Source organism: Bradyrhizobium sp. SEMIA (genome assembly GCF_014844175.1).
Lineage (GTDB): Bacteria > Pseudomonadota > Alphaproteobacteria > Rhizobiales > Xanthobacteraceae > Bradyrhizobium > Bradyrhizobium arachidis.
Genome location: NZ_CP046601.1, coordinates 7,404,156 through 7,427,391 on the forward strand (window position 1 = coordinate 7,404,156; position 23,236 = coordinate 7,427,391).

Annotated in this window: 18 protein-coding genes and 3 pseudogenes; 10 read left to right on the plus strand and 11 right to left on the minus strand. The window is 56.9% G+C overall.

Going from position 1 to position 23,236, the window contains the following annotated elements; translation table 11 throughout:
* Positions 1-43: 43 nt before the first annotated feature.
* Together FOM02_RS35705 and FOM02_RS35710 are read left to right on the plus strand one after the other, a co-directional pair.
* Positions 44-1,000 (plus strand): esterase/lipase family protein, encoded by a 957-nt coding sequence (locus tag FOM02_RS35705; RefSeq protein WP_265440763.1) that lies wholly within the window; start codon positions 44-46, stop codon positions 998-1,000.
* Between the two features lie 545 nt (positions 1,001-1,545).
* Entirely contained in the window at positions 1,546-2,700 is a 1,155-nt protein-coding gene (locus tag FOM02_RS35710) for an EAL domain-containing protein (RefSeq protein WP_416207733.1), read from the plus strand.
* A 967-nt stretch (positions 2,701-3,667) separates the two neighbouring features.
* Here FOM02_RS35710 and FOM02_RS35715 read toward each other — a convergent pair.
* Positions 3,668-4,080, minus strand: a pseudogene (locus FOM02_RS35715) (integrase core domain-containing protein); the annotation flags it as partial.
* 278 nt (positions 4,081-4,358) lie between these two features.
* On the minus strand, positions 4,359-5,225 hold the full coding sequence (locus tag FOM02_RS35720) for a protein-L-isoaspartate O-methyltransferase family protein (protein WP_265440764.1): 867 nt from the start codon (positions 5,223-5,225) through the stop codon (positions 4,359-4,361).
* A gap of 647 nt (positions 5,226-5,872) precedes the next feature.
* Here FOM02_RS35720 and FOM02_RS35725 point away from each other — a divergent pair.
* From FOM02_RS35725 to FOM02_RS35735, 3 genes and pseudogenes are all read left to right on the plus strand, one after another.
* Complete coding sequence (locus FOM02_RS35725) at positions 5,873-6,142, plus strand: hypothetical protein (protein WP_265440765.1); 270 nt, start codon at positions 5,873-5,875, stop codon at positions 6,140-6,142.
* 75 nt (positions 6,143-6,217) lie between these two features.
* Positions 6,218-6,925 (plus strand): 2OG-Fe(II) oxygenase, encoded by a 708-nt coding sequence (locus FOM02_RS35730; RefSeq protein ID WP_265440766.1) that lies wholly within the window; start codon positions 6,218-6,220, stop codon positions 6,923-6,925.
* Positions 6,926-7,360: 435 nt separating this feature from the next.
* A pseudogene (locus FOM02_RS35735) lies at positions 7,361-7,603 on the plus strand (TrbI/VirB10 family protein); the annotation flags it as partial.
* 20 nt (positions 7,604-7,623) lie between these two features.
* Here FOM02_RS35735 and FOM02_RS35740 read toward each other — a convergent pair.
* The 5 genes and pseudogenes from FOM02_RS35740 to FOM02_RS35760 form a co-directional block, all read right to left on the minus strand.
* Positions 7,624-7,863: a hypothetical protein gene (locus tag FOM02_RS35740; protein ID WP_265440767.1), complete on the minus strand. Its 240-nt coding sequence runs from the start codon at positions 7,861-7,863 to the stop codon at positions 7,624-7,626.
* Positions 7,860-8,174 (minus strand): annotated as a pseudogene (locus tag FOM02_RS35745) (transposase domain-containing protein); the annotation flags it as partial. The gene FOM02_RS35740 and the pseudogene FOM02_RS35745, both read right to left, overlap by 4 nt.
* Positions 8,175-8,749: 575 nt before the next feature.
* Positions 8,750-10,387, minus strand: a complete 1,638-nt coding sequence (locus FOM02_RS35750; protein WP_265440768.1) for a S53 family peptidase — start codon at positions 10,385-10,387, stop codon at positions 8,750-8,752.
* A 456-nt stretch (positions 10,388-10,843) separates the two neighbouring features.
* Positions 10,844-11,056, minus strand: coding sequence for a hypothetical protein (locus tag FOM02_RS35755; protein WP_265440769.1), 213 nt, complete (start codon positions 11,054-11,056; stop codon positions 10,844-10,846).
* A 26-nt stretch (positions 11,057-11,082) separates the two neighbouring features.
* Positions 11,083-11,715 carry a hypothetical protein gene (locus FOM02_RS35760; protein WP_028146425.1) on the minus strand — a complete coding sequence of 211 codons (633 nt, stop codon included), beginning with the start codon at positions 11,713-11,715 and terminating at the stop codon, positions 11,083-11,085.
* Between the two features lie 369 nt (positions 11,716-12,084).
* Here FOM02_RS35760 and FOM02_RS35765 point away from each other — a divergent pair, with 369 nt between their 5' ends.
* Complete coding sequence (locus FOM02_RS35765; RefSeq protein ID WP_265440770.1) at positions 12,085-12,348, plus strand: hypothetical protein; 264 nt, start codon at positions 12,085-12,087, stop codon at positions 12,346-12,348.
* A gap of 582 nt (positions 12,349-12,930) precedes the next feature.
* Here FOM02_RS35765 and FOM02_RS35770 read toward each other — a convergent pair.
* Positions 12,931-13,251, minus strand: coding sequence for a hypothetical protein (locus FOM02_RS35770; protein ID WP_027564844.1), 321 nt, complete (start codon positions 13,249-13,251; stop codon positions 12,931-12,933).
* A gap of 17 nt (positions 13,252-13,268) precedes the next feature.
* Entirely contained in the window at positions 13,269-14,480 is a 1,212-nt protein-coding gene (locus tag FOM02_RS35775; protein ID WP_265440771.1) for a hypothetical protein, read from the minus strand.
* Positions 14,481-15,818: 1,338 nt separating this feature from the next.
* Between FOM02_RS35775 and FOM02_RS35780 the strand changes: the two genes are divergently transcribed.
* Positions 15,819-16,124 carry a hypothetical protein gene (locus FOM02_RS35780; RefSeq protein ID WP_265440772.1) on the plus strand — a complete coding sequence of 102 codons (306 nt, stop codon included), beginning with the start codon at positions 15,819-15,821 and terminating at the stop codon, positions 16,122-16,124.
* On the opposite strand, the gene FOM02_RS35785 is transcribed toward FOM02_RS35780, so the two are convergent.
* Entirely contained in the window at positions 16,104-16,370 is a 267-nt protein-coding gene (locus tag FOM02_RS35785; RefSeq protein ID WP_265440773.1) for a hypothetical protein, read from the minus strand. The two genes, FOM02_RS35780 and FOM02_RS35785, sit on opposite strands and share 21 nt — an antisense overlap.
* Positions 16,371-19,311: 2,941 nt before the next feature.
* On the opposite strand from FOM02_RS35785, the gene FOM02_RS35790 reads away from it, so the two are divergent.
* From FOM02_RS35790 to FOM02_RS35800, 3 genes are all read left to right on the plus strand, one after another.
* Positions 19,312-20,100 carry a hypothetical protein gene (locus tag FOM02_RS35790; protein ID WP_092218195.1) on the plus strand — a complete coding sequence of 263 codons (789 nt, stop codon included), beginning with the start codon at positions 19,312-19,314 and terminating at the stop codon, positions 20,098-20,100.
* 130 nt (positions 20,101-20,230) lie between these two features.
* On the plus strand, positions 20,231-21,166 hold the full coding sequence (locus FOM02_RS35795; protein ID WP_265440774.1) for a hypothetical protein: 936 nt from the start codon (positions 20,231-20,233) through the stop codon (positions 21,164-21,166).
* A 1,052-nt stretch (positions 21,167-22,218) separates the two neighbouring features.
* A complete protein-coding gene (locus FOM02_RS35800; RefSeq protein ID WP_265440775.1) occupies positions 22,219-22,422 on the plus strand; it encodes a hypothetical protein in 204 nt (67 codons plus the stop codon).
* Positions 22,423-22,734: 312 nt separating this feature from the next.
* Here FOM02_RS35800 and FOM02_RS35805 read toward each other — a convergent pair whose 3' ends face one another.
* Positions 22,735-22,959: a hypothetical protein gene (locus tag FOM02_RS35805; protein ID WP_027564838.1), complete on the minus strand. Its 225-nt coding sequence runs from the start codon at positions 22,957-22,959 to the stop codon at positions 22,735-22,737.
* Positions 22,960-23,236 lie beyond the last annotated feature (277 nt).

Below are 23,236 nucleotides of genomic sequence, written 5' to 3' on the forward strand. Positions count from 1 at the left end.
ATCGGGCGTCATTCGCGAGTGGTCGACTGGCGGGCCCGCCCCTTTGGCCGATAAATACGCTGCCTCGCCGATTAAAGCGGTCGTGTTTGTTCACGGGATACTGTCGGATCATACAACCTACGCCAACTGCCAGGCAAAACTGGCAGTCGGGAGGCCGAACTGCAGGTTTTATTACGTAGATTACGACTTCAACGAGCCCATCGCGGACAACGGCAGATATCTTGCGAAGGCCTTACGTGAGCACTTTAACGATGCCGATCACGTTGTTGTGGTCGCTCATAGCATGGGCGGGGTCGTCGCACGGTACGCATGCCTCTCGCAAAAGCTTCCGTTTGTGCGCACGCTGTTCCTGCTGGGGACCCCCAATCAAGGCGCTTTCCGGACGGCGACGCTGACTATATTGGCGCAAATGAGCCGCGGCGTCATTGGTCAGCTGTGGGGTGTTCGACCGAAAAAAGTCGGAGTTTTTGACCTTACCCGAGTAGATCGTATCCTTCGCCCTCTACTCGACAATTCCGCTCGCACCGACCACATAGATTACGTGACCGTCCCCGGACGCTATTTTTACAGAGGGCGGGGCTTCTTTGAGCACGACTCGTCGAACATATGGCGTGTGATTTTCGGAGGCCTCGATGTCGGATTGGAGCTTGTCAGGGCCTTCCTGCCCCTTCTCTCAATCAACATGCTACGGCCGCACGATGGCATCGTCGAGGAGGTGAGTAATCAGTTGATGCCGGAGAAGGTGCCCCAACGGGACTCTGAAAGACGGCTGAGATCTGAGAAGCGAAAGAGCCTCCGGAGACTACCACCTGCTCCCGCTACGTACGCTCACGTTGTGGCGGATGCGGCTGACGACTTGATGCACGTGCAACTCACCGGCAGCGAATTCGTAATCTCGATCATTAACGAGATAATTGAGGAGCCGAGTCTCGACATATGGATGCCGGCTGCCCGCGAGCGATATGGCGAGACAGTCGACATACTAGATCGGGACCCTTGACGCGCATTAGCGTGCGCTACGAGCGAAAGATTGATGCCGCTGGCCTTAGCTGCTTGACCGCGGCGCGTATTTCGAGGTCAAAACGAACTGTGGCCCACCGGCCTCGAGTATGCATCCGGTGAGGACGGCGTAGCGGTTACTCAGGCTGCTTGGTTGAATTGCTTTGGCCGCGCCAATTCCAGCGCAAAAGTTCGTCGAGCCGTTGGAGGGATGTGCCGCGATACGTGCCAGGACGTCGGCGAGCCAAGCTTGGTGCGTCCCAAGCATTGCGCTCGTGCTCGCGCGCGCGTTTACGTGGATGGTTACGGGGCGCGAAAGCGCGGGATGGAGGTAAGCGTAAACATTTTGCCAAAGCATTCCAGAAGATTTTACGAATAATGGCCGCTTTAAGGTTACCCGGACTATTCAACAATCATGCTGATGTTCTCCATATTTTAGCCCGCCGCGCTGTTAACACACCGCCGCGAAACGGTGAGTGGTTTGCGATGGACAATGTGAGCGGTGAGATTGCCGGACCGAGGCTGAAGACTTTTGGACGGCGCAAGATGACGCCGCGTGTGTGCGTGGTGGACAGCAAGCTCCATCTGCGCGCTTTCATGAGTGAGGTGCTAGAGGATCTCGGCTTCGTCACCAGCGAATGCAGCAGTGCGAGCGAGCTGCAAGCTATACTCGCCGCCGATCTGCCGGACCTGGTCCTGCTTGGCATTGCCGCCGATCGCGTTGAGCCTGGCCAATTCCTGGAAGTCCTCGTACGCACTGGATTCGAGGGCAAGGTTCTCGCTGTCGGCGCCCGAGAGTCGATTATCGTGAAGGCCGTACAGCAGGTCGGCCTGGAATATGGGCTTGGGATGTTGCCGCCGCTCACGACGCCCTTTGCCGCGGACACACTCCGCGAGCGCGTCGCGATGCTGCTGCCCGAGGAGCGGGCCCCGAGCCCGGCGGTGCATGTCGGCGAGGCGCTGCATGGGGGCTGGCTGGAGCTCTGGTACCAGTCGAAAATTGACGCGCGCTCGCTGGTTCGCCGCGGTGCCGAGGCGAAGGTGCGCATGCGACACCCAACCTGGGGCGCGGTCCAGCCAGCCTTTTTCATTCCGGAGGGACACGATCCATATTTCAGCGACTTGTCCGAGTTCGTGATCGAGCGCGCCCTGCAGGACTGGCATCACCTCTTGGAACGGCAGAGCGCGGTCGATCTATCGATCAACCTACCGGCGCCATATCTGAGAAAGCCGCAGGCCGTCCGCGACCTCTGCCGCCGGATGCCGGTGCATCCCGCCTTTGGCGGGCTGACGATTGAGATCGCCAGCGATGAGGCGATCCACGACCTCGAGTTTTTGACCGAGATCGCTCGCGAAATGAGCTTCCACAATATCGGTCTGTCGATCGACAATCTGGGCGCCAACTGGCCGGAGCTGATGGGACTGGACAAAATTCCCTTCATCAAGTTGAAAGCCGACCGGCAATTCGTGGCCGGCTGCGGTAATGACCGGCTAAGACGCATGGTGTGCCGGCACATCGTCGAGCTCGCACACGGCTACGGCGCGCGAGCCGTCGCTGAAGGCATCGAGAGCGGAGCTGATCTGACGGCCGTGAGCGAGCTCGGTTTTGACCTCGTCCAGGGCCACCTGTTCGGCAAGCCAATGCCGCTGAAGAAGTTTGCTAGAAGCGCCTTGACACCGACGGTGATGGAACAGGAGTGAGGCGCGAAGGCTCACACGTCGTGCCGCGCGAGGAACGCCCCAAACGACCACAGCGTTGTCGCGGCGACTATGCTCCGGGCAACTAGGCCCGTGCCGTCCGCTGTGTTCATAAGGCGCGCGATTGGTCTGATGCTCGCACGCACTTGCGCCAAAGGCATGTAAACATCAGTGTGCCTATTGCCGACAATTGAACGAGTATCCACGTATCCTCATCTATGTGTTGAGGATATGTCATGTGATGTAGCTCTCGTGCACTGAGATTATGCATCCTTATGGAGTTGGGCGGCGCGCTCGTGGGATTCTTCTGTTGGGGCGATGGCTTCAGCCTGGACCGGTGACAACCAAAAGCAGATGGAGCTAGTCTGAATCGATTCGGGAATCTCGAATCAGCGCGTTTCCTGATTTACCATGCTGGCTGGATAGGAGGCCGGATGGATGGGCATGGGCAAGCCATATTATTGGATTTTCGAAAGCGTGTGGTAGTCGCGATTGAGGGCGGGTTGGTCCCGCAATCGGGCCGCCAAACAGTTTGGGGTGGCCAGCAGCACGGCGATTGACTGGTTGAAGGAGGCGACGAGACCGGCAGCGTTGAACCCAGCCAGATCGGTGGCCACAAGCCAAAGGCGATATCGGTCGAGTATGCTGAAATCGGCGGCTTTGATCCGTTGCGACAGTCAAACCCATAAGGAAAAAGATCCCGGCTTATGATCTGTAGTCGAGCGTGGCATTCAGTTTCGCGCACTCATGGCGAGGTAAAAATAGCCATCCGGAATTTACGGCTTGCAGTCTGAAAGCGCAGAGACGCATAACTGTCTCCTCGGCGCTCTGTTTCCGTCGTGTGTGCTCAACTGCCACGAAGCCAAACAGCATGCAGTTCGTAAGGAGCATTGACGTCGCCAAGCGGACCAAACGCAGGTCATCGCCGCAACAGCCTGAATTGGTGCCGACTTGACCCGCCACTGAATTGTCATCCAGCGGCAGCTAGAGTCTCGGGGTTTTGTATGCCAAGTGGCGCGGTTGAACAACGGACGATTTGCGGAGCTGGTCGGGGTTGCGCAGCCGATCGTCCGTTGCGGTGAGGTGGGCGGCGTAGGCCGCGGGGGTCACGTATTTCAGGGACGAGTGGGGACGCTGGAGATTGTAGTCGGCGACCCAATTGGTGATTTTGGCGCGGGCGTCGTCGAGATCGAAGAATAGAGTCTCGTTGAGTAGCTCATCGCGCATCCGGCCGTTGAAGCTCTCGACGAAGCCGTTCTGCACGGGCTTTCCCGGTGCGATGACGTGCCAATCGATGGCTGCGTCCTTACACCAAGCCAGCATGGCGTTGCAGGTGACTTCGGTGCCATGGTCGGATACGATCATTCCTGGCTTGCGGCGTCGCTCAAAGCGTGGGTGAAACAGAGGCTCACGCCTAAATATCCTTCCGCGATCAAGTCCTGCGCCTTGCACAGTTGAAGCGAAAGCACGAGACAACCTATGCCCAGCCAATTGCGCGCTGCCCTCAGAAGATTCTAGCACATCGAGCAGCTCCATTTGGAGCGTTCGCAGCTACGCATCTGAATCCAGATACTAAACCAATTGCAAGTATCTAATTAGCCCTGGGCGCAGAGCGTCCGCGGCGCCAAAATCCGCGAGGTGTTCGGATAGTGCGGCGGGTTTCAGCTCTTGACGCCTAATGCCCAATCCTTAGCAACATACCAACATCGTCCCTTCGCCCGTTGCTTCCAATAGAGGGTTGAAACGTTCTGCCATCCCTTGGAGGCAAGTGCTTTCCTCAACCGTCTTTCCTCAGACGCTCCGACAGCAGCATCGGTTCCTTCAGCGAAAACAAATGACACCTCGCGCAATGCCTCCGCTGCAAACTCCTTTCTCCGACGTCTGACTAACAATGCGACAGCATGCATCGCATGTCGTCCTACAAACCGGGCTTCCGCTTCGGGAGTTCCAAGAGGAAATAGAAGACGTCCGCCCTCTTTCAGATTTTCGATCCAGGTGACAGCTGGTCGGCTTACCGCAAAGTTGACGTAAATGAGATCAGCCAATGGAAGCGCGCAGTTCTTGCCGTCGGCATTCAAAACTTCAACGTTTCCCCAAAGTCTCAGGTTCTCCCTTGCGAATTTCGCCAATGACTTGTCGTATTCGATAGCCAACACTCGCCCCTTTTTGCCGACTAGTTCGGCAAGAATGGCGCTGAAATACCCCGTTCCCGCGCCTACGTGGACAACGGTCGCCCCTGTTAGTGGTCCGACTCTGTGCATCAGCCAGGCGTGAAGCGACGGACTACCATTGTTAACTCCGCGTTTTGGATCAAGGGAGATGACAACATCTTGGTAAAGAAGTGTGGGGTCGTTCGTCTGCAAACGCAAATGAGGAGCCCATGGAGTGACCGCGTGCCACCGACGGCCTACAAGAAAGTGTTCTCGCGGAACAGCCGAAAATGCCTTTTCTAATTTCTTGTCCCTATCTGCTCCGACCATGGCAAGTATCTGCCGGGCATACAGTTGTCTTACTTCGCGAATATTCATGCCTCTACCCTTGTGTCGCAAAAGTGGCGCACGATCTCCCAGTTAAGCGAAATCAATTGAATTTGAGTGTCTGCTTGGGGCCTCATCGGTGCTTGCCGCATGTTCGGTCGCATGACGAATTACTGTGAGAAGGCGATTGTAGCGGAACCGCCCGCGGATTGCCGCCAGTTCGCGCAGGGGTATGTACGACTGCCTCATCAACTCGCCCGCCGCGATAGCGCACTGACGTGGGACTTTGCACTTCCGCCGTTCGCTCACCTAGGGGTGCACCAGCCTCTCGCCTTGCGGTTTCCGCCACTATCGTTCTTCTTCAAGGTCCTAGAGCATGGGCGCTTCTAGAGCGCCGTCCCGGCCACGCTTGGCGTCCGACACGTCCAAGCCACCGTATTGGCTTTCCACCTTGTAGAAGGTCGCGCTGAAGATCCCGTGCTTGGTGGCAGACACCGGCCGTCGCCGCTGCCGCTCCTCTTGTTGTGTAATCTCGATGACCTGCTAGTTCTTGAATCGGGCTGACTTCATTGCGCCAGCCCGTCGCAGGTCATCGACTCTACCAACTCTTGGAGGGTCTTGCGAGGCTCAAACCATCTACAACCCTACTTGGCCGCGATGGCCAAAACGAAGCTCGCAGGAAAGACAGGAGCTAGCAAATGGGCTCATCAGTACCAAACCTGATCCTCAAGACAGACTACGCCACACCAGCAGATGAAACGGTTTTGGAATTCCACATGGACATTCCGCTCTCGTCTGAGGAGACTGCCAGAATCCGGCAGTTTCTCGCAGGGAATAATTGGAAGGCGTTGAAAGACTATGTCGGAAATTCAAGGCCCCAACTTCGGTCTCTCATATCGGAATGGATTGATAAGACAGAGGATCGCAAGCTTGGCAAGATCGTTTCGCTGAAGGCCAAGGCGTCGTAAAGTTCCATGTCCCATTGTCTCCGGCTATCGCCGCAATCTTGCGGCGATAGCGGCTGCTCCGTGAGGAGTAACTCGGTGGTGCGAATTTCTGAATGCGATTTGACCATAGAACGTCGAGCTGAAATTCGAGCGGAATTCCAGGCATTCGGATCTGCGAGGATAGTGGATTTTCTGGCGCCTGATGCAGCCGCGGCTGCGTCGGAAGTTCTCCAGTCGTTCGATGCATGGTCGGTTGTATCTATTGCCCCGGATGGAACGCCGATCTGTCTCGACTGGAAGGATTGGGAGCGCTCTCGTCCTGACGGGCGCCAGCCGTACAGTTCCAATGCATCCTTCCAGTATTTATTCAAGAGCTATCCGCTCGTGGAACGACTGCGTGATGGTTGCGCCGCTGGTGTTCTTCGCACAATTGCTGAATACCTGACTGGCACGAGATTCCGACGCATTGTTGCAGATGCGACCGGGCATGGCGAGTTTATCCATGTCGACGGGTTTGCTTCGCGCTTTGAGGGCGGACATTTTCTAACGACGCATACCGATAAGCAGCCGCCTGGAACACCGGGAATTCGAAAGGTAGCCTACTCTCTCAATCTCACAACACAATGGGACAATGACTGGGGTGGACAAACTGCCTTTTGGAGCGATCATGATCTACCCATATGCCTTCCACCGACTTACAATACTCTCTTATTGTTCGCGGTGCCGCGACCACATTCCGTACTGTATGTGCCGCCCTATGCGCGCGGCGCTCGAATCGCCCTTACCGGATGGCTACATGAATGAGGTTTGTATCCATCCGACGCGGACGGACCTGCAGGCAGCCCGCGCGATAGAGACGACGAATAATGCATGGAAAATCCTTGGAGCGCATCGAAACTTGCATACGAAGATGCCCGCACTAACGTCGGATTGCCGGCCGCATAGCGCCTCAAGGTGTGCCCTGAATAGCAGATCACATTAAGCCGAACGAGCGAGGCCTCTTGAGCGCCGGTCAATCACGGAAACTCGGCATTGCGATGCGCCGGGGCTTCGTTGTCGATGAGTCACACTCAAGCCCGCCTGTAGCGATAGCTCCGTTGCAAAGACTGTTCGCAGATCCGCGTCATCGGCCTTCTATGCAGCCAGTATCTTTTCTCTGCTCTACGCTGGCTCCCTACGACGACTGAATGCTTGTTGAACTAACCCGTTATCGGGTGGAATGAAATTGTGTGCGCAGCCGCCAAGCTGATCGGCCAGTACGATAGTTCTGTGGCGTTCGGCCAAAGCCGAATCCTCCTGGTCTGGGCCCGCATCATCATGCCAAATGGTAGCTCGAGCGCGCTGGAGCGCCCGCCGGGAGCCGACACCGGTGGTTACGCTGGCCTCGAGGACGAGGTCGATAATCATTGGGGTATGCTGTTCAAGGCCGCCGTCCTTTCGACCATGCTCAGCGTCGGAGCGGAGGCGGGCACAAGCGTATCCGTTCGGCGTAGGCCGCAGCGTCACCGCCTGAGCAGTTCAGGGTTTTCTTTGTAGAACTTGATGAGTTCGATCAGGTTGTCGATGCCGAAGTCGGTGAACGCCTGGACGCCGTCTTCTCCGACGCCATAGATCCAGATGACGCCATCTTCGATTTCCATCTCGTTGGCGATGTCCCACAGCCAATCTTCATCTTGGCCGAGATCTTTGGCGACCTTGGCGAGGGTGGTGACGTGATGGACCTTGTTGACGTGCGTGGTCATGCTGCTTGAGCGGAGAGTGTTGATGCCGGTGTCCAATTCCAGGGCAGGAGCTCGTCCAGGCGATGAGCCGGGTGGGTGGCGATGCGAGCAAGGACATCGGCCAGCCACACCTGCGGGTCGATGCCGTTCATTTTTGCCGTGACGATCAGGCTGTACATGGCCGCCGCACGCCGTCCGCCGCGATCGGAGCCGCAGAACAGCCAGGACTTTCGGCCAAGAGCAATGCCCCTCAGCCCTCGCTCGGCGGCATTGTTGGAGAGGCACACGCGCCCGTCCTCGAGGAACAAGGTGAAGCTCGTCTTCCGGTCCAGGTACAGTCCGGGCTTCAGTGACTGAACGGTGAGATCTGTGAGTCCAAAAATTGGCACGAGTTGGCATGCCTTTCACGTGGATTGAGGCGGATAACCATGGCCGGAGTATACGAGGGGCGAGTCGCGGAAACCACTGCAAAACAAGGAGTTTACGGACACCATGTGGAACGGTGGAGAGGCTTCAAAAGATTGGGAAGCTGCCGTTCTAACCGTGAACTACGCCCGCACGAGGCGGCTGTTTTGGTCTCTTAGGCACCCCTACCGACTAGGTGCGACGTCGGTTCTCGGAAGGCCGTTACCTTCAATGGAAAAGAGGCAAGCAAAGAACGGAAGTATGACTAAGCGTACCGCGATGACAGAGACGATAAAACCTGCGAGCTTGGTGCCCTTTTCTGCCAAGCTAGACAGATTATCAAGCCTGCCCATGGTGTCACGAAACTGCGTGGTACAGAATTGTTTGCTGCTGCTTTAGAGTCGGGTTAGGAAACGATGCAGGGCTGGTCGCTTAAAGCCAGCTCTGCATCGGTCTCGCGAATTGGCAGATGTGAGCCGTAGCTTGCTCCATCGTGTAGCTTCTACGCTGCGACGGATGCCTGCACTGGTGCTTGCGTCAACGCAGCGATCAATTGCTTGACGTCCGGCGCCCCCAAACCGGTGACGCGGTCATAGCCAGTCCCGCCCCTGAATTCGCCATTGCTGCCGGCTGTAATGTCCCGGAAGCAACCAGTGCCATTGAGTGGATAAATAAGCGGATTCAAATAAGGAAGCGAGGGTAGTCCGGCTTTTTGGCGTGACTCATTGATGAGAGCGCAAAAACCCGCCCAAACTGGCGCAGCCCAGCTTGTTCCACCAATTCCGGTGGGCTGTCCGTGCAAGACCAGAAACGCTCCTTCATTCGGATCGGCGGCCGCACTCACATCAGGTACCGACCTTTTGCTTCCGGTCGGTACGCCTTTGCCTGTTTGCCAGATTGGGCGGGTGAAGAAGATGCTGTCACCGCCCCCGCTGCCCGGCCAGCCATCCTCTTGAGCAACGGACCCGTCCCCTGGTGCGAGCCTCAAGCTGGTCCCGCCGACCGCAACGACTGCCGTATCCGAGGCTGCATATTCCGCCTGAAGCGGGCCGTTTGGGGTTTGCCCGTCGCTGTTCGGATTGGAGCCGGCGTCGCCGCTCGACACGAAGACATTTACACCCAATGCAGCGAGTCTGAGGAATTTCTGATGCTGGGTGGCCACTTCGCCGTTTGGGCCTCCCATGAAAGTTTCACCCAGTCCAAGGCTTATTGACAACTGTCTGAGGCTCGGATCGTTCGATGCGTCCGCAATGATCCGATCGAGGGCCCGATCGAGCGCCACAAACTGAAGTGAACCGGTCGCGTAGATTTTAATCTTCGCTCCAGGCGCGATTCCGCTGGTCCACGAGACATCCAGCGTCTCCTCTCCCTCGGGGGCGGGCAGATGGCCAGCGCCCACCTTGATCCTGCCGATCCTTGTCAGGTCGACGGCGATCCCGTTTGCTTTCCAAAACTCAGTGATGTCGTGATCATTTGGGAAAGTGTCTATCAATATCGCAATCGTCTGGCCTGCGCCGGTGACGCCCAACGCGTTCGCATTGTACGCATGGAGAATCTCGGTAACCAGATATGGTGGAGAATTGGCGATATTTGGCGAGGGGAGCCCGTGCCGATCCAGAGTGACGCGGTTGCCGTGCACAAGCTTGCGCGCCATGTGCTTGTGAGCGTGACGGAATGGTTGCAGGCCGATGATAGCATGGACGGGTGCGCCGACGGACATGGGGAGGCTCGGCGCGTTTTGTGCGGCGGTGTAGGTTATTCCTTGTTTCGTAACCTTCACCATTTGGACGCCCAGGCTTTGTTCGATCTGACCGACAGTGGCCTTGGCGTATATTCCGGTGTCGCCCGGGCTCTCGCCGACGACGGTGAAACCTTGTTCGGTCAACCAAGATTTGAGCGCGTCAACGTCGGCCTTTTTGGGTCGGTACTTCTGACTCAATTGCTCGGCAGATAGTACCTCGCCCTCAGCAACACGCTTTTCCAGATCGTCCTTGTCAGGCATCTCGAGTGAAAAGAGCAATTCCATCGTTTCATTGCGGGTGTCGCTCCTTGCGTGAGCCACCATTAGGCCACTCTTGGTCACTCCGGGCTGGGTGGGCAATTCGGTGACGCTGTCTGTAAAGACCTTGCGATCGCTCATGGACATTCTCCCTCAATCACTTGGTGGAATGATCGTCCGCGGCTGGGTTCAAGAGCCGTGCGCTACAACTGGTAGTTTCGCATCTTTATCGTTTTGAGGTGCGGGCCTTTGTGGCTTGGTTCACATTCGCGAAAAATCTCGCGAACGCCAGACGCAAGAGGCTGTTGGGCGCCGTGAGCGACGGGTGAGATTCGATGACCCATTTTCGTTACTGGAGTCAAATAACCTCGGCCCAAACTTGATTGCTCCGGGAGCAAGGATCTCGGCATGATACTGCCCACGGCAGATAATAATGTCTGCCAAAAGCGCATGAGCGCGTTTGAGTTGCACGAACAGCTTTCGACTTTGTAGCGGTACGGCGAGAAGTGCCTTCCCACGATCTTGCAATCTGGCAGTTGGACAAAAGATGGCCGAAGTCACATCCTTGCCAGTCTCACAGGCGATCGTTGCTGAAATTCATCCCGCAAACGTCGCGCCAAAAAGGTCGATCGCCATATTGATGCCCCCCGGCCCGAACTTCTTGGCTAGGCCGAGCATCGTCTTCTTTATAACTCTATCTGTTATGGCCGGTCGCAATTGACCGGATGCAAATGACCATCGTACGCCTCTTGTATGGTTCTTGCCTCTTGCCGCTTCTTCGATCTCTGCGACCGTAGCAAACGGCATCATCGCAGCCTCCTAATGGCCTTGTTGAATCAGCGAAGCGTGTTCTGCAACCTAGTGAGTTGAGTATTGATTGAGCTTGTTAGAAGCTGCTGTAAGAAATCATGTGCGTACGGATTGTAGCGGTTACGCGCTCTCGCTACGCGCATCGGCTTTCCGACGTTGGGACCAAGTGCGAAGGCGAGAGTGATTTTGTCTGTGTTCACCTGAGAAAAATCTGCTAGTGCAGAGATGTTATTGAATCTCACAAGCGTCCACGTCGGTCCTGTCGCGGTAATCTTCTTTGTGACCACGAATTGGATTGAGCCGCCAAAAACTCCCGCGTCTGTCAGCTTGCGACTTTCGTCCAAATCTGCGGTGCTGTTAGCCATTGCGACCATGTCGATAATGCCAAGCGTTCCGGCGAGGGGGGTGTCCGCAACAAGCGGGCATTCATGAGGATCGACGCCGTTCTTCCAGTCCAGGAAAATCTTCCGAGTCGAAAGCTGAATGTTTTCGGTGAAATTGTGCTCGCGCGATTCGCTCAAATTGGCGCTGCCAGCAACGGTCAGCGTAGTGGCAGCAGCAGCCAGCGGGGTTACATAGGAAAGGCTAGGTGTAAGGCCGCCGGTATCATTTACATCGAGTGATAACGACACCTCTACATCGTAGTCACCATCCAGCAAGAAATTTCGACTGAACGTCACGGGATCAGTAGGTCGATCATCCCGAACCATATCCCGAATCTCGCATTGAACTCGAGCTACGATCGACGCAACTGTTGGCTGGCCTGCCTTGTCATAAGGAACGTCGTAACGGGGGACGGCACAGCCGGAGCACGCGCCAAGTAAAATGAGGGTTAGAGGAAATCGGTACGCGTAATGCAATCGCTTGCCCCCCCCAACAATTAGTTGCAAGTGCGTTTATCGCACTAACCCTAAGCGCACTCACCCGGTCTCCAGTGGCACACCGCGCCCAAGGCTCTCGCCCGCTCGCAGCAGTCTTTCTTTGTGAGATGAGGAATATGAAAGTCTGCCTCGCCCGGAGGCTTGATCGTGCAGCAACCGAGCGCTCCCATGCGCTCTGGTACTGCCGCGCGTACCTGCGCTGTGGTTGCAGCCTTCTTCTTCGCTGCGGTTTTTCGTGTGGCGCCCTTTTTTTTGCGAGCCGCTTTAAATATACGCCTTTTGGCAGCTGCTTTCTTTCCGCGAGAACCGCTCTTTGACGGCCTTTTCATCGAAGCCCCTCTAAAAAATGAGCCCAGCAATGTAAAGTTGTTAAAGCATCAACAGATAGCAATCACGCCAAAATTGCAATAGCGAAGAATAGTGTGCTGGCGTTAGGAGGTGCGGGCAAATAGCCCTAAAACGCGATGCCCTAGTGCTCCGTCTTGCCGCTTTGTTTCACCTGCTGTTCGTGCTCGTGGCTAAGCCCATGTGGAGCACGGGTGGTTCGCGGGGCGAACGATTGGTTCGATCAAGAATGAGCATAATTGTTTTCCGCAATATATGGCAGGGATGATCATCTACGTGAGAAGCGAGCTGCGCTGCAGAAGTTCGAACTCATTTGGGAGGGTAGCTCAGCTGACAAGCCTGTGGCCTTTGAGCTGACGATGCTCGGAACAGTCTGGCGTCCGCTGCAGGACAGGGCGCATGCACCGTTCCTTGCTTATCGCCCAGCAATGGACGAGGTCATTGGACGCCACTTGGCTCGGCAGCGATATCAGGCTTGAATTGGATGTCTGGCATATCCGCACGGTACCGGTCTGAGCTCGTGTGGCCGCTTCGACCAATATCTCGGGCGAGCCACGTGCTGCAGCATACATCAATATCGTCCTGCGGCGCGTGACCTCCATCGTTTTTCCGCGGTCGGACCCCGGCAACGGGCGCGATGCGCTACATTCAATCGGGGCATCCTTGATTGATCCAGTCGACGATCTCGAGGACTTCAGGGTCGGGTATGAACGGACCGCCCTTGGGCATCCGAAGCGCGGGGCTGCTGATACCCGTTCGCAGATCCACGACCAGATTCGTACTCGCTCCGTCGTGCCCGATCAGCTCAGGTTGGATTAGGCGCTTTCCGTGCCCGATCGCTGCGAGCAGGTTTGCCTTCGTATCCCATTTGAAACTGGCACCGTGGCCACTGAGATCGGCTTCCCCGTTGGCTTGCTGCCACGTCGCCATACCTTGATCGAGAATTTCCTTCACTCGCCCGAAACCCATTTTCCTCTCCCTCGCGGCTACTTTGAATCGATGACGAACTTAGAGAATATGTGACTGACGTTCAGTTTCTTCGCCTTCAGGACGACGTTGCCGTTCAGATCCTTTACGACGCGGGTATCGTGACAACTGAAACAGTTCACGAAACTGTTCTGAGTGAAGGACTCCATGGCCATGCTGGAGAGGCCGTCTTCACCGGCGACGACCGCCGCAGGATCGTCCGTGGTCATGCCTGCCGGATTTTCAATCTTCATGCCGGCCGCAAAGCGCTCGGGCTTGTCCATCCAGATCGCACCGACGAGTCGGTAATTGCGGCGCGGATCGTTCGGCGCATTCTGCGCGAAAAGCGACGTCATGGACTTGTTGAGATCCACGATATCTTCGTCTTCATCCGTCCCGGCGCCAACGGATTTCGATCCAGGAAACATGCGATAAATCGACGTTTGTAGCGGCTTGCCGCCGCTGAGAAACGTCTGGCTCCTCTCGTCGAACGACGATGCCATTATGGCGTCCGTCAAGAACTGATTTGCCGCGGAAGCAAGAGTGCCACCCTTGTATAAAACGAAGTCTTGCGCCTTGACCGGGCCATCCACGCCGCCGGGCAGTCCGTTATCGGGAGATGGTTGGGAAGCGGCGGCTGGTGCGAGGTCGCGCGTGCCGTTCGCGTCGACGTGCTCGAACGTCGCCCAAACGAATTCCGGATGCCCGTCTGGTATAAAGACCACGTGGAGGGCGAGCAGCGCGACGGTCTCGCTCCGCGGTGGGGCAGTTTCGTCGACTTCTAGGAGCTGTCCGTTGCGCTTCAAGGTTGGGACACTCGCCTCGACTGTGATGTAGTGCGCGGGAACGTTTCCCTTTGGGACGACCCGCCAAGCCGATTTCAGCTCAACCGCTCCTTTCGGGAGTTCGAGGTTTGGGTCGGCGTTCTCGACGGCGGCCTTGGTGGTCAACTGGTTCGACCGGACAAAGTCAGCGAAGGTCTGGTTCATATGGATCGCGTAGAAAATCGGTTGGCCGCCTTGATCGATTAGAAGCCCGGCGAAACCCGCCTGGCGCACGCCCGCGTTTATCGACGTTGCGCTGTTCGGTCCCGGAAGCCGCGGCGTGTCGGTCGTAGGATCATTCGATCCTTTTAGCGCGCGCGGTGCCAAGGCCAGCAAGTTCAGCCTTTTAGCCGCGAACGTTGGTGCGACGGCAGGCCCGAAGACGTCGCCGATGGTCGAATAAGACAAGAAGGCCGGACTTCCGTTCGTGGGCCGGGCTGCGAACAAAAAGTTCTGCCAGGCTGGCTTGTAGAAGACGCAGTCAGGCTCCGGATGGGGGGGCGGCCGATCAAACGTCGGAGCTGGGGTTTTCGGTAACCACTGAGGATCGGCGACGCATTCTGCGTATCCCGCACGAGGCAACAAGACACCCACGATGAACAGGACGCTGATCCGAAGATAGAAAAACAGAGACGGACTATGAGCCACGGAATTCCCTCCGCGAGGTTGAAACAAAAAATCGGAATATCGAAGTCAGGTCTAGAGGGAGACGTCGGAATTAGAGGCAGTTGCTATCGGACCGCGCGTCGACGCCGTCGAGTGGGCGCGATTGAACAACAGAAGAAGTGACACGATGCTGGTAACGATCAGGAATATTGACCATAGGATTGTTACGTGGTTGTGCCGCAATTTTCAATTGCAATTTTATCGGGGCGGAAGTGTTTCGTTCTTTGATCGTCGCGTCTCTCTTGCTGTCCAGCAATTCAACTCGCGGCGCTGCAGCGTGGCCTGAAGGACTACGCTTAGAGCAATACGACAGGCTTTTTGACGTTTGTCGGCATGGGAAACCGAACGTTGAAATCTGCTGTCAATTGGATGTCAGCTGACACGTAACAGCGGTGGCGACGGCCCCAACCCCAGCGGACCTAAGCGATGACTCGGAAGGAAGTGGTCAGCTGATGGCGACTTAAGGCACTCGGAATGGCTTGAGCCACAGGTGCGCGACGTGTCCTCTCCGTGATCGAGACGTCCAAGCGGCTGAATAGTGCGCGGAGTGTTGGGCTCTTCCTGTTTTGCGTCGCTGACGAGCTGCAGAAGTGATGCGTTGACTCGTGCTTGGATGGACGATCGCGGCCGTGGCATGCGCCTCGCGTAGAGGCCACCCTTCGCTGTGATTGCGAGAGATTGGTCACTTAGCGCCACCGGTTGTCTCTTTGCTGAAGAGGCCGTTGAACCTCATCTCGCCGCAACTAGCTCAGGCGGACGACGGACCTTGTCGAGTTGTAAGCCTAAGATCGGCATTCGATCCGTATGAACGGCCGGCGCCGCGTGAGCGCGAGCGGGGTTATCGCTCTCACCCGGACCCAGGGCGACGGACCTCGAAGCAGGGGATAACGCAACCTAGAAGAGAGCTCATAAAAGACGGGTTTGGACACGCCCAGGCAGTTGGCACATCTAACGTAAATAAAAGGGCTTGCCGCTTTTTCCCGGTCTGCTGTAGAATCTTCTTCATGTGAGGATTCGAGGGAATAGGCTTGTTCAGTTCCGGATTTCGCAAATTCATTTGAACTTCTGTGGGGGCACGCCATGGCTAAGCCTGCCGTTTCCCGTGACGCCTTTCGAGGCTTGTTCGCCTTTTATGCGGCCAAGGCCCACCATGATCACAACGGTGTCGCCGAGGGCCGGCTCCTCAAACTATTCGGATCGAGCGAACACATCCCCGACGGGCTGTTGGAGTTGTGGTCATCTCGGACCGAGCTGATTGGCTCGGACGCTATTGGCAACATTATGTCACCACTCGCTCATCAGATCCTGGACGGCGCCGCACAATACAACCACGCCAGCGACTTCCTTCGTCGACTGTTGCGAGAGTTAGACCAAGACGACCATTAACCGCGATTGCGAGTGGCTGACGCTGACCTCTGGGAGGCTACTCTGACGGTGTTGGCCCATCGCTTGGATGTTCGACGCTGCACCTCGAAACATGGCGACGAGCCAATCGCCGTCCCAAAGCTCAACGTCGTGCCCGCTATAGATTTGTTCGGCTCGACGTCCCGCCGCCTGCTCGTCGATGCAGTCGAGCTTTGCAGCGCAAATCACTTGCCTGTTGCTGTCCACCACGAACACTTTGTACCGCATGATGGAAGTCCCATCCTCTAGGGGGCCGCCATCGTAGTCGATAGGTTCGTTTAAGGCAGTGCTAAAGAAAGCGCGAAAGCGCTGGCGCGAGGAACGTTTGTACGCGTGGCAATTCGGCTAGACCGGCGTCCGGACTCTTCGATCCCGACGGCGCCTACCGTAATACAGGCCGGTGCGGTGCGCCTCAGGGTGCAATCTGAATGCGTGCCGACGCGAGCGGCTCGAGCTCAAGATGGAGAGCATCGCCAGCATCATCAAAAGTGCGCCCAGCCAAGTTGCCGTCCGGCTCGGCGCCTCGTTGCGGGCCTCTGCAATGAGCATAAGCGCGTCGATCGGCGTAGTCGGAGCTTCGGACCCAGTCAGCGTATCGTTGGCCTGCGCGGCCGCTAGAAGTGGCGCAACATCGAATTGATCTTGGCTCGACACCGAGAACGTGGGCGGGCGGCATGTGCTCGGCGATGAGGCTCGCCGACATCAGAGCGGTGCTCGTACCGAGATCGCGGTAATACAGCGCCGTGCCAGCCGCACAAGGCCGCAAACGGCCGTGGAGACGAGCTGCCGCCGGTCGCCAGAGATCTCACTTTTGGTTTCTTGCGCGACCTGTCGCTGACTTATTCGTGCTGCGGGGACGGCTGTTAAGAATTGGTTTAGTTCCCGGCATGATCATTAGGGACCACAAGGGACCCGAGCATGCAATTTCGCCATGCGAATACCTTGGAAAGGATTGAGGCGGTCGCCGATCGCGGACATGGCGAGGTCGCGTGGCCCGTCACGCTCGACCAACTGGATTTCTCGACCTCCAATCGTGATGAGATCCAGGCGCTGTTGGCGCCAAGCGGCCATTCAAAATCCGCTATTTGGGTCGTCGGGGTCGCATTGGTTGGAGGCTTTGGATTGGGGTGGGCTGGTGCTTGGTATGCCCCAGCAGCTGTCTCAGCTGTCTATCGAATTGCTCAGATAGAAACGGCTTCGCGCCGCATGCCGGACACAAAACTGAGCGGTAAGGTCGAAAGCGCCCGAAAGCTAGCATCAGAATCAAGCTGGCGAACACCGCCTCGTCTAAGTCAGCCCGCCACAGTCACCGCGAACCTTGCTACGAAGTCTCTGACTAAAGCGTCGAGTGGGGCGCAATCGGGGGATACTGTTGAGCCGGACATGTCTGTGACGGGGGCGGTCCGGCCTACGACGCCGCTTGTGTCGGTCCCCGAGACACCGCCGACGACTGTGGTCGGTTGGGCAGTCCTCGACGTTCGCGGCGGAACGGCGGTGCTTGAAGGGCCCGATGGGATTCGAATGGCTGCACGGGGCGACGTGATCCCCGGCATCGGGCGGGTCGACTCGATCGTGCGATGGGGCAATCGTTGGATAGTTGCGACAGCAAGCGGCTTAATCTCGACGCGATAGGTGTGCACGCTTGCGATGAAAAGGTATGCCATACATTTTGACCGTCCACTCACCAGGTTGGAGACCAAACAAAAAGGCGTGGGCGAGCCGACAAGGTCAGTTCAACTGCAGCTTGCCCGAGCTGAGCGGGTAGGACCGGACCTTCGCGGGGGCTGGAGGACCGCTTCAGTTGGCCCCACCGGCTTCCGCAGAAGACGGCGGCGATCGGGCCTGCCGCAGGCTTATGATTGCAAGCCGCCTGTCTGGGCAGAGGTTAGCCCCTTTGTTTTCCTGCTGAAAGGGAGAGGATGTGGAGCTCACGCTCTGCCTGCTCCTTCGTCAAATTGGCTGCCCACTCGCTTCCAATCAGCGCAGGCCCCTTGCGCTCTCGATCGTAAACCATCCAGCCTAGACTACCCATCCGAACCACAAATCTGCTTAGCGGCGGCGCATTTCCAATCACAAATGGCTCCCAATTCCCTGCTGTGCCGGCAAATAGTCGTGCCGCCTCTAAGGCTTTCGTATGCGAATCCAGTCCAGGAATGACCCCGACGCTCAGGAGAGCGGCATAATACAACTACGGTAACATAACGGCCAATTCGCTGGATGGTTGTGAACTGGTTCACAGGAAGGCCGCGGTCCGCCGCGCCGCGACTAAGTTTAACAGCGCAACTTCCGGACCACCTATCGTTCCCCCGGCCATCTGGACACGTTGGGCGGCGCTGTACACGCAAAGCGGATGTAACAGCGTTGACGGAATAAGAGGAATCCAGGGCGCTCCGGGTGGCAGGAGGCTCGGGTAGGCACGGGAGGCACGGAGGAACGCTAGAATAATCAAGGTTGGAAAGATCCCGTTGCCCACGAGCGCGTATTCCTTCTCCGCTCCCGCAGGCGCTAACGGGGCCGTCGGAGACGGAGGGCTGGGTTAGCAAGGTGGGGACGGAGGACATGGGAGCTTGAGCTGTGGAGGAGGACACGGGGAAGCCACTGGTTCCTCAAGGCCCCAAGAGGCCGATGGGACCCGTAACTACTTTGCCGGCGGCTACGGGGTTGTTGATCATTCAAAACCTTGATCTTGCCCAGGTGATTGACCCTGCGAGAAAGCACCGAGCCATCATGAAGATTCAGAATCAGGCGCATTTGCAATTGAAATCGGAGCTGCTCATTTCTGAATAAGGGCTCCAGCCCTCAGCGGGGATTAAATTCCCCGCTCATTTATTTACGTTCGTTCGTGACGCTCGTTCATCTGCGAGAGGTTTGGCGACGAACGCGACAACGCATGTCGCGGCGAAGTCAGATGCGTTGAGTAACCTTCCTGAGATCGCACAAGCAGTGCAAATCATTGCACCTATCGACGCTTCATGAACTGCGAGACTTTCCCGACTGTGGAGGAGCCATTCGGGTGGATTACGGGCTCGGGTCCCATGATCGCCGGTCCGCTCACTCACCCGCGTTTATCATCTTAACCTGTGATCCAGTTCACTCTTCGGCATCAGGAAAGCGGTAGGATGTGCTGAGAGCGCCAGGCTGACTGGGGCGCGGCTTAGGGAGGACAATCATGAAAGTGATTCGTGCAGCTCAGGCTGGACAGGGCGGCCAGGTCACCATTGCCTGTATCAATAAGGCAACCGTCGATCTGGGTGTACCTTTTGAAAAGCTGACGCGAGCGCTTCAGAAGTGCTATGACACCTACTTTCTCCCAGTGTGGGGCTACCCCGTAAAGCTATACAATACCGACGCTGCAAAGCCCTCTGATTGGCAATTTGTTTATTTCAACGATGCCGACGCGGCTGGTGCGCTCGGCTATCACGACCTCACAAAAGGCGGACAGCCCGTTTCCAAAGTGTTCGTCAGAACCACGTTGGCGGACCACCAATTGGTCAGCGTCACTGCGTCGCACGAACTGTTTGAAATGGTGATCGACCCGCTCGCAAACCTTTGGGCGGAAGCGGCAGACGGCACCGAGTACGCTTATGAAATGAGCGACCCGGTCGAGGAAGATACTTTTCTGGTCGACGGCATTCCGATGTCGAACTTCGTACATCCGGCCTGGTTTGAGCCGTTCAAGCACCCGCCCGGCACCAAATTTGACCATCTTGGGCTGCTCCGAAAGCCATTCAGCATGACAAGAGGCGGCTATGTGATCACGAAGAAGAAGGGAGTTGTAAGCGAGCAATTTGGTTCGCTCGCTAAGAGCGCCCGTTTTGCACGTGAAGATCGCGTCGGCCATCGCAGCGAACACCGGAAGCGAGAGGATGGTCTGCGCATTCCCGACAATCGCCGGAAGCGGCCAGTCGCTGCACACGGGACAAGCGCTTTGGAGTCGGCACTGCACGCCAGATCCTGATTAGGGAAAGGCGCCATTTCCGAACCCATTCGTTTGGTAATAAGCATCCTGGGGCGCCGACGAGTAGTTTCTGACTCTGTTTACGCCTAAGTCCCAACTGAACAGATCAGGGATCCAAGGGAGGGGTAGCATGGCCGACGAAACCACGCTCTATCGCCTGTTCAGCCAACTTCCTGAACTCGAGAAGCAGGAACTCATGCGTGCCGCAGGTGTGTCCGATACGCGGCCGTCGGTCCTTAAGAAGGATGGATATGGAAGCGTTCCGGAAGGTGAAGCATGGGTGCAAAACAATCGTAGCAATCTCGCTCCCTTAATCCTCAGATGGATCGACCCGTCCGATGATGACGTCGCTGCTCTGGTGAATCAAGGAGACTTGAAAGCCGGCCATGCCGTATCCGAAGGAGTTGCCACAGCGTTCAACGTACGGTTTTCTTCGCCGTCGCCCACTGATGAAAATGGGATACCTCTTGGCGAACTCGCTGCCGATGCAGTTGCTTTGAGCCAATTGATGATTGTCCTCATGGCTGCTAATCGGCCATTTGGGGTGTCAACAGTCATGCCTCATGCCCAGGTCAGTGCGGGATCCGTTTCGTTCGCACTTGCTGGACCGGGTCTGTTGGGTTTTGGATTAATGGTTGTGGCGGCCTGCGGTGCAGGCATCATTTCCGCGCCGGTTCTTCTCCCCGTCTATGCGGGTGGCGGCATACTTGCGGCCGCGGGCGCGATTGAGACTGTTCTGAACTGGCGTCGCACCGTGGCCGAAACCAAGAAGGTCGGCCAGGAAACCCAAAAGATAGAAAAGGAGCGCAGTCTTCTCGACCTGGAAAGCTTAAAGAGGGAGCTTGAAATTCAAAAGCTAAGATTGGAAGTCAGGGCAGCGGAACCACCGGCGTCGTCCCTTGTGCCGCTAGATCAGGTGAAGCACGCCGCGCATGAGGCAAACGTTCCGTTGGGCTATGCGCTTCATATACTGAACCGAACCCTACCCACGTTTTTCGTCTTGCAGGGCAGAATGCCTGAGGGAGCAATAACCATTGAAGGACCTCTTGGGCCGCCACGACATTGACGGACGCAGCACTGCTGCAGCGCCTATCTCGTGCACTCGTCGAGCCGCTTTCGTCGAAAGTATGTCAGCGCCGGTGCCGCGCGGCATCGAAGAACCCCATTCGATGATCTTCGCTCATCGAGGGTTTGCGTGGCGGCGGCACTATATTTGCAATCGTTTCGGCCAGAGCGTGCTTCCCGTTCGCAGGTATCCTGGATGACGAGCACGTCGGGCGCATTCTGATCTAAGAGCTGCGCAATGCGGCGGTAAACACACCTTGCATTTATGAGGGCCGCGGGTCTCGCGGATTCCCCAGTCGAACGGCGCTGAGTGGCCTTCGAACACGATGAAGCAAAAGCCGCGCGTGTTTACGTAAATGGAAGGGACGAGGGAGCGTGGATCAGGCTGGATCATGCGCTTGCTTGAATGCGGCGCCGTTCGACCCGCGCCAGTAGTCGCTCGGTCGCCGCCACTGACGGGTGCGGTGGCGTCGAGGCGCCGTTGCCCGACGTCCTTCCAGCCCGCATCCGGACCGTATAGCCGGTAGGCATCGGTTTTCTGGATTTCGACGATGCGGCCGCATCGACTGCAGGAGACACGCAGCACGTGCTGGTCGATCTCCGAAAGCCTCCGCGACTGTATAGCTGGATAGGGGGACCGGTCTGTCAGCGTCGGCGCCGGCGTCCTTCAGGACGGCATCCCAATATTCGGCCGGCATCGGGTCCGCCGGGCCTGTCTGGCGTGCGTTGGGTGCGTCCCTGCCGCCGGCGCCGGCCATCTTTTCCGTCTGCTTTGAGATCGGCGTGCGCCAGCTCGCGGGCCTTTCGGAAGCCGTCTGTCGGGTCATGCCTGAGTTTGAAATTTGGCTGACTTGACTAGGCCGCCGATGCGGCTGGAGCCGTGGTATCCTACAGCGACCCGCAACCGCAGAAGCGTTACAGCCCCGCAAAGCTGATCGGCATCGATAAGGACCTGATCCTTGGTTCGCCTGACGTCGCGCATTTCGACGTCCTACGTGGAGCGCCAGAATCTCACCATGCGCATGTCGATGCGCCGCTTTACTCGGCTCACCAATGCCTTCTCAAAGGAAAGTGGAGAACCGCTATCACACACTCTCGCTCTATTTCGTCTGGTACAATTTCATCAAGCAGCATAAGACGCTTCGGATGACGCCCGCGATAGCCGCCGGCTTTGTCTCCTCTCCGCTGGAAATGAACGACATCGTGATGCTAATCGATCAGCGCGAAGGCCCGCCGAAGAAGCGCGGGCCTTATTAGAAGCGAGCTGCGGTCGAGGCCGCCAACTGAGGGGGCCCTTACCCAAGGAGAAGAGCCCTAAAACTATAGGCTCCGCCAGCTACTCCGGCGAACAACAGAAATGGCTTTAAATTTCCGATCGCCTTGAGGGTGTCCGGGACGAAGACGCCAATTAGCAGGATCAAGGAGCTTGCGAACGTACCCGCGTTGAAACAGCGATCAAAGATCGCTTTATTCGCGTCGGTAGTTTGAGGTTTTCTGAGAAGATCTAAGAGGTAAGCGAAAATTACATACAGAATGAGAACGGCGCCTATAAAGACAAAGACGCTATCCTCATCTCTTGGAACGACCCACGAGAAAGTTTGCCACGACAAAACCGGTAGCCCCGCCAACTACGCCGCTGATGACACCGAGACCGAATGATAGCCTCGATTCGCTAATGAAGCCTATGATTGCACCAACCAAGACAATAGCGAGCACGGCGAAGCCAAAAAAGGCCTTGAAGCCTTCATTGAAGCTCACGCGGGGGGTCGCGATTTCATGGAAGAAGTGGGACATGATGTCACCGGCCTAAGCGGCATACTCTCTCTGGTTGTCTACTGGAGATAATCTCGAAACGTATGTCAACAATAGGTTTACTCTTGGGTTCCTTACGGTATTTTGACACCGCCAGGCGACAATAATTCAAACTGAGGCAAGACCGTCTCTCGCTTGGAACATATGGAGAACGCAGGGGTCAGGTGGACACCGCCATCCTGCGAAAGCCAAAATAAGCACCCCGCGATCGCACCAAGTTATGGTCTTTATCTAAAAACCAAAATATAAATAGGAAATT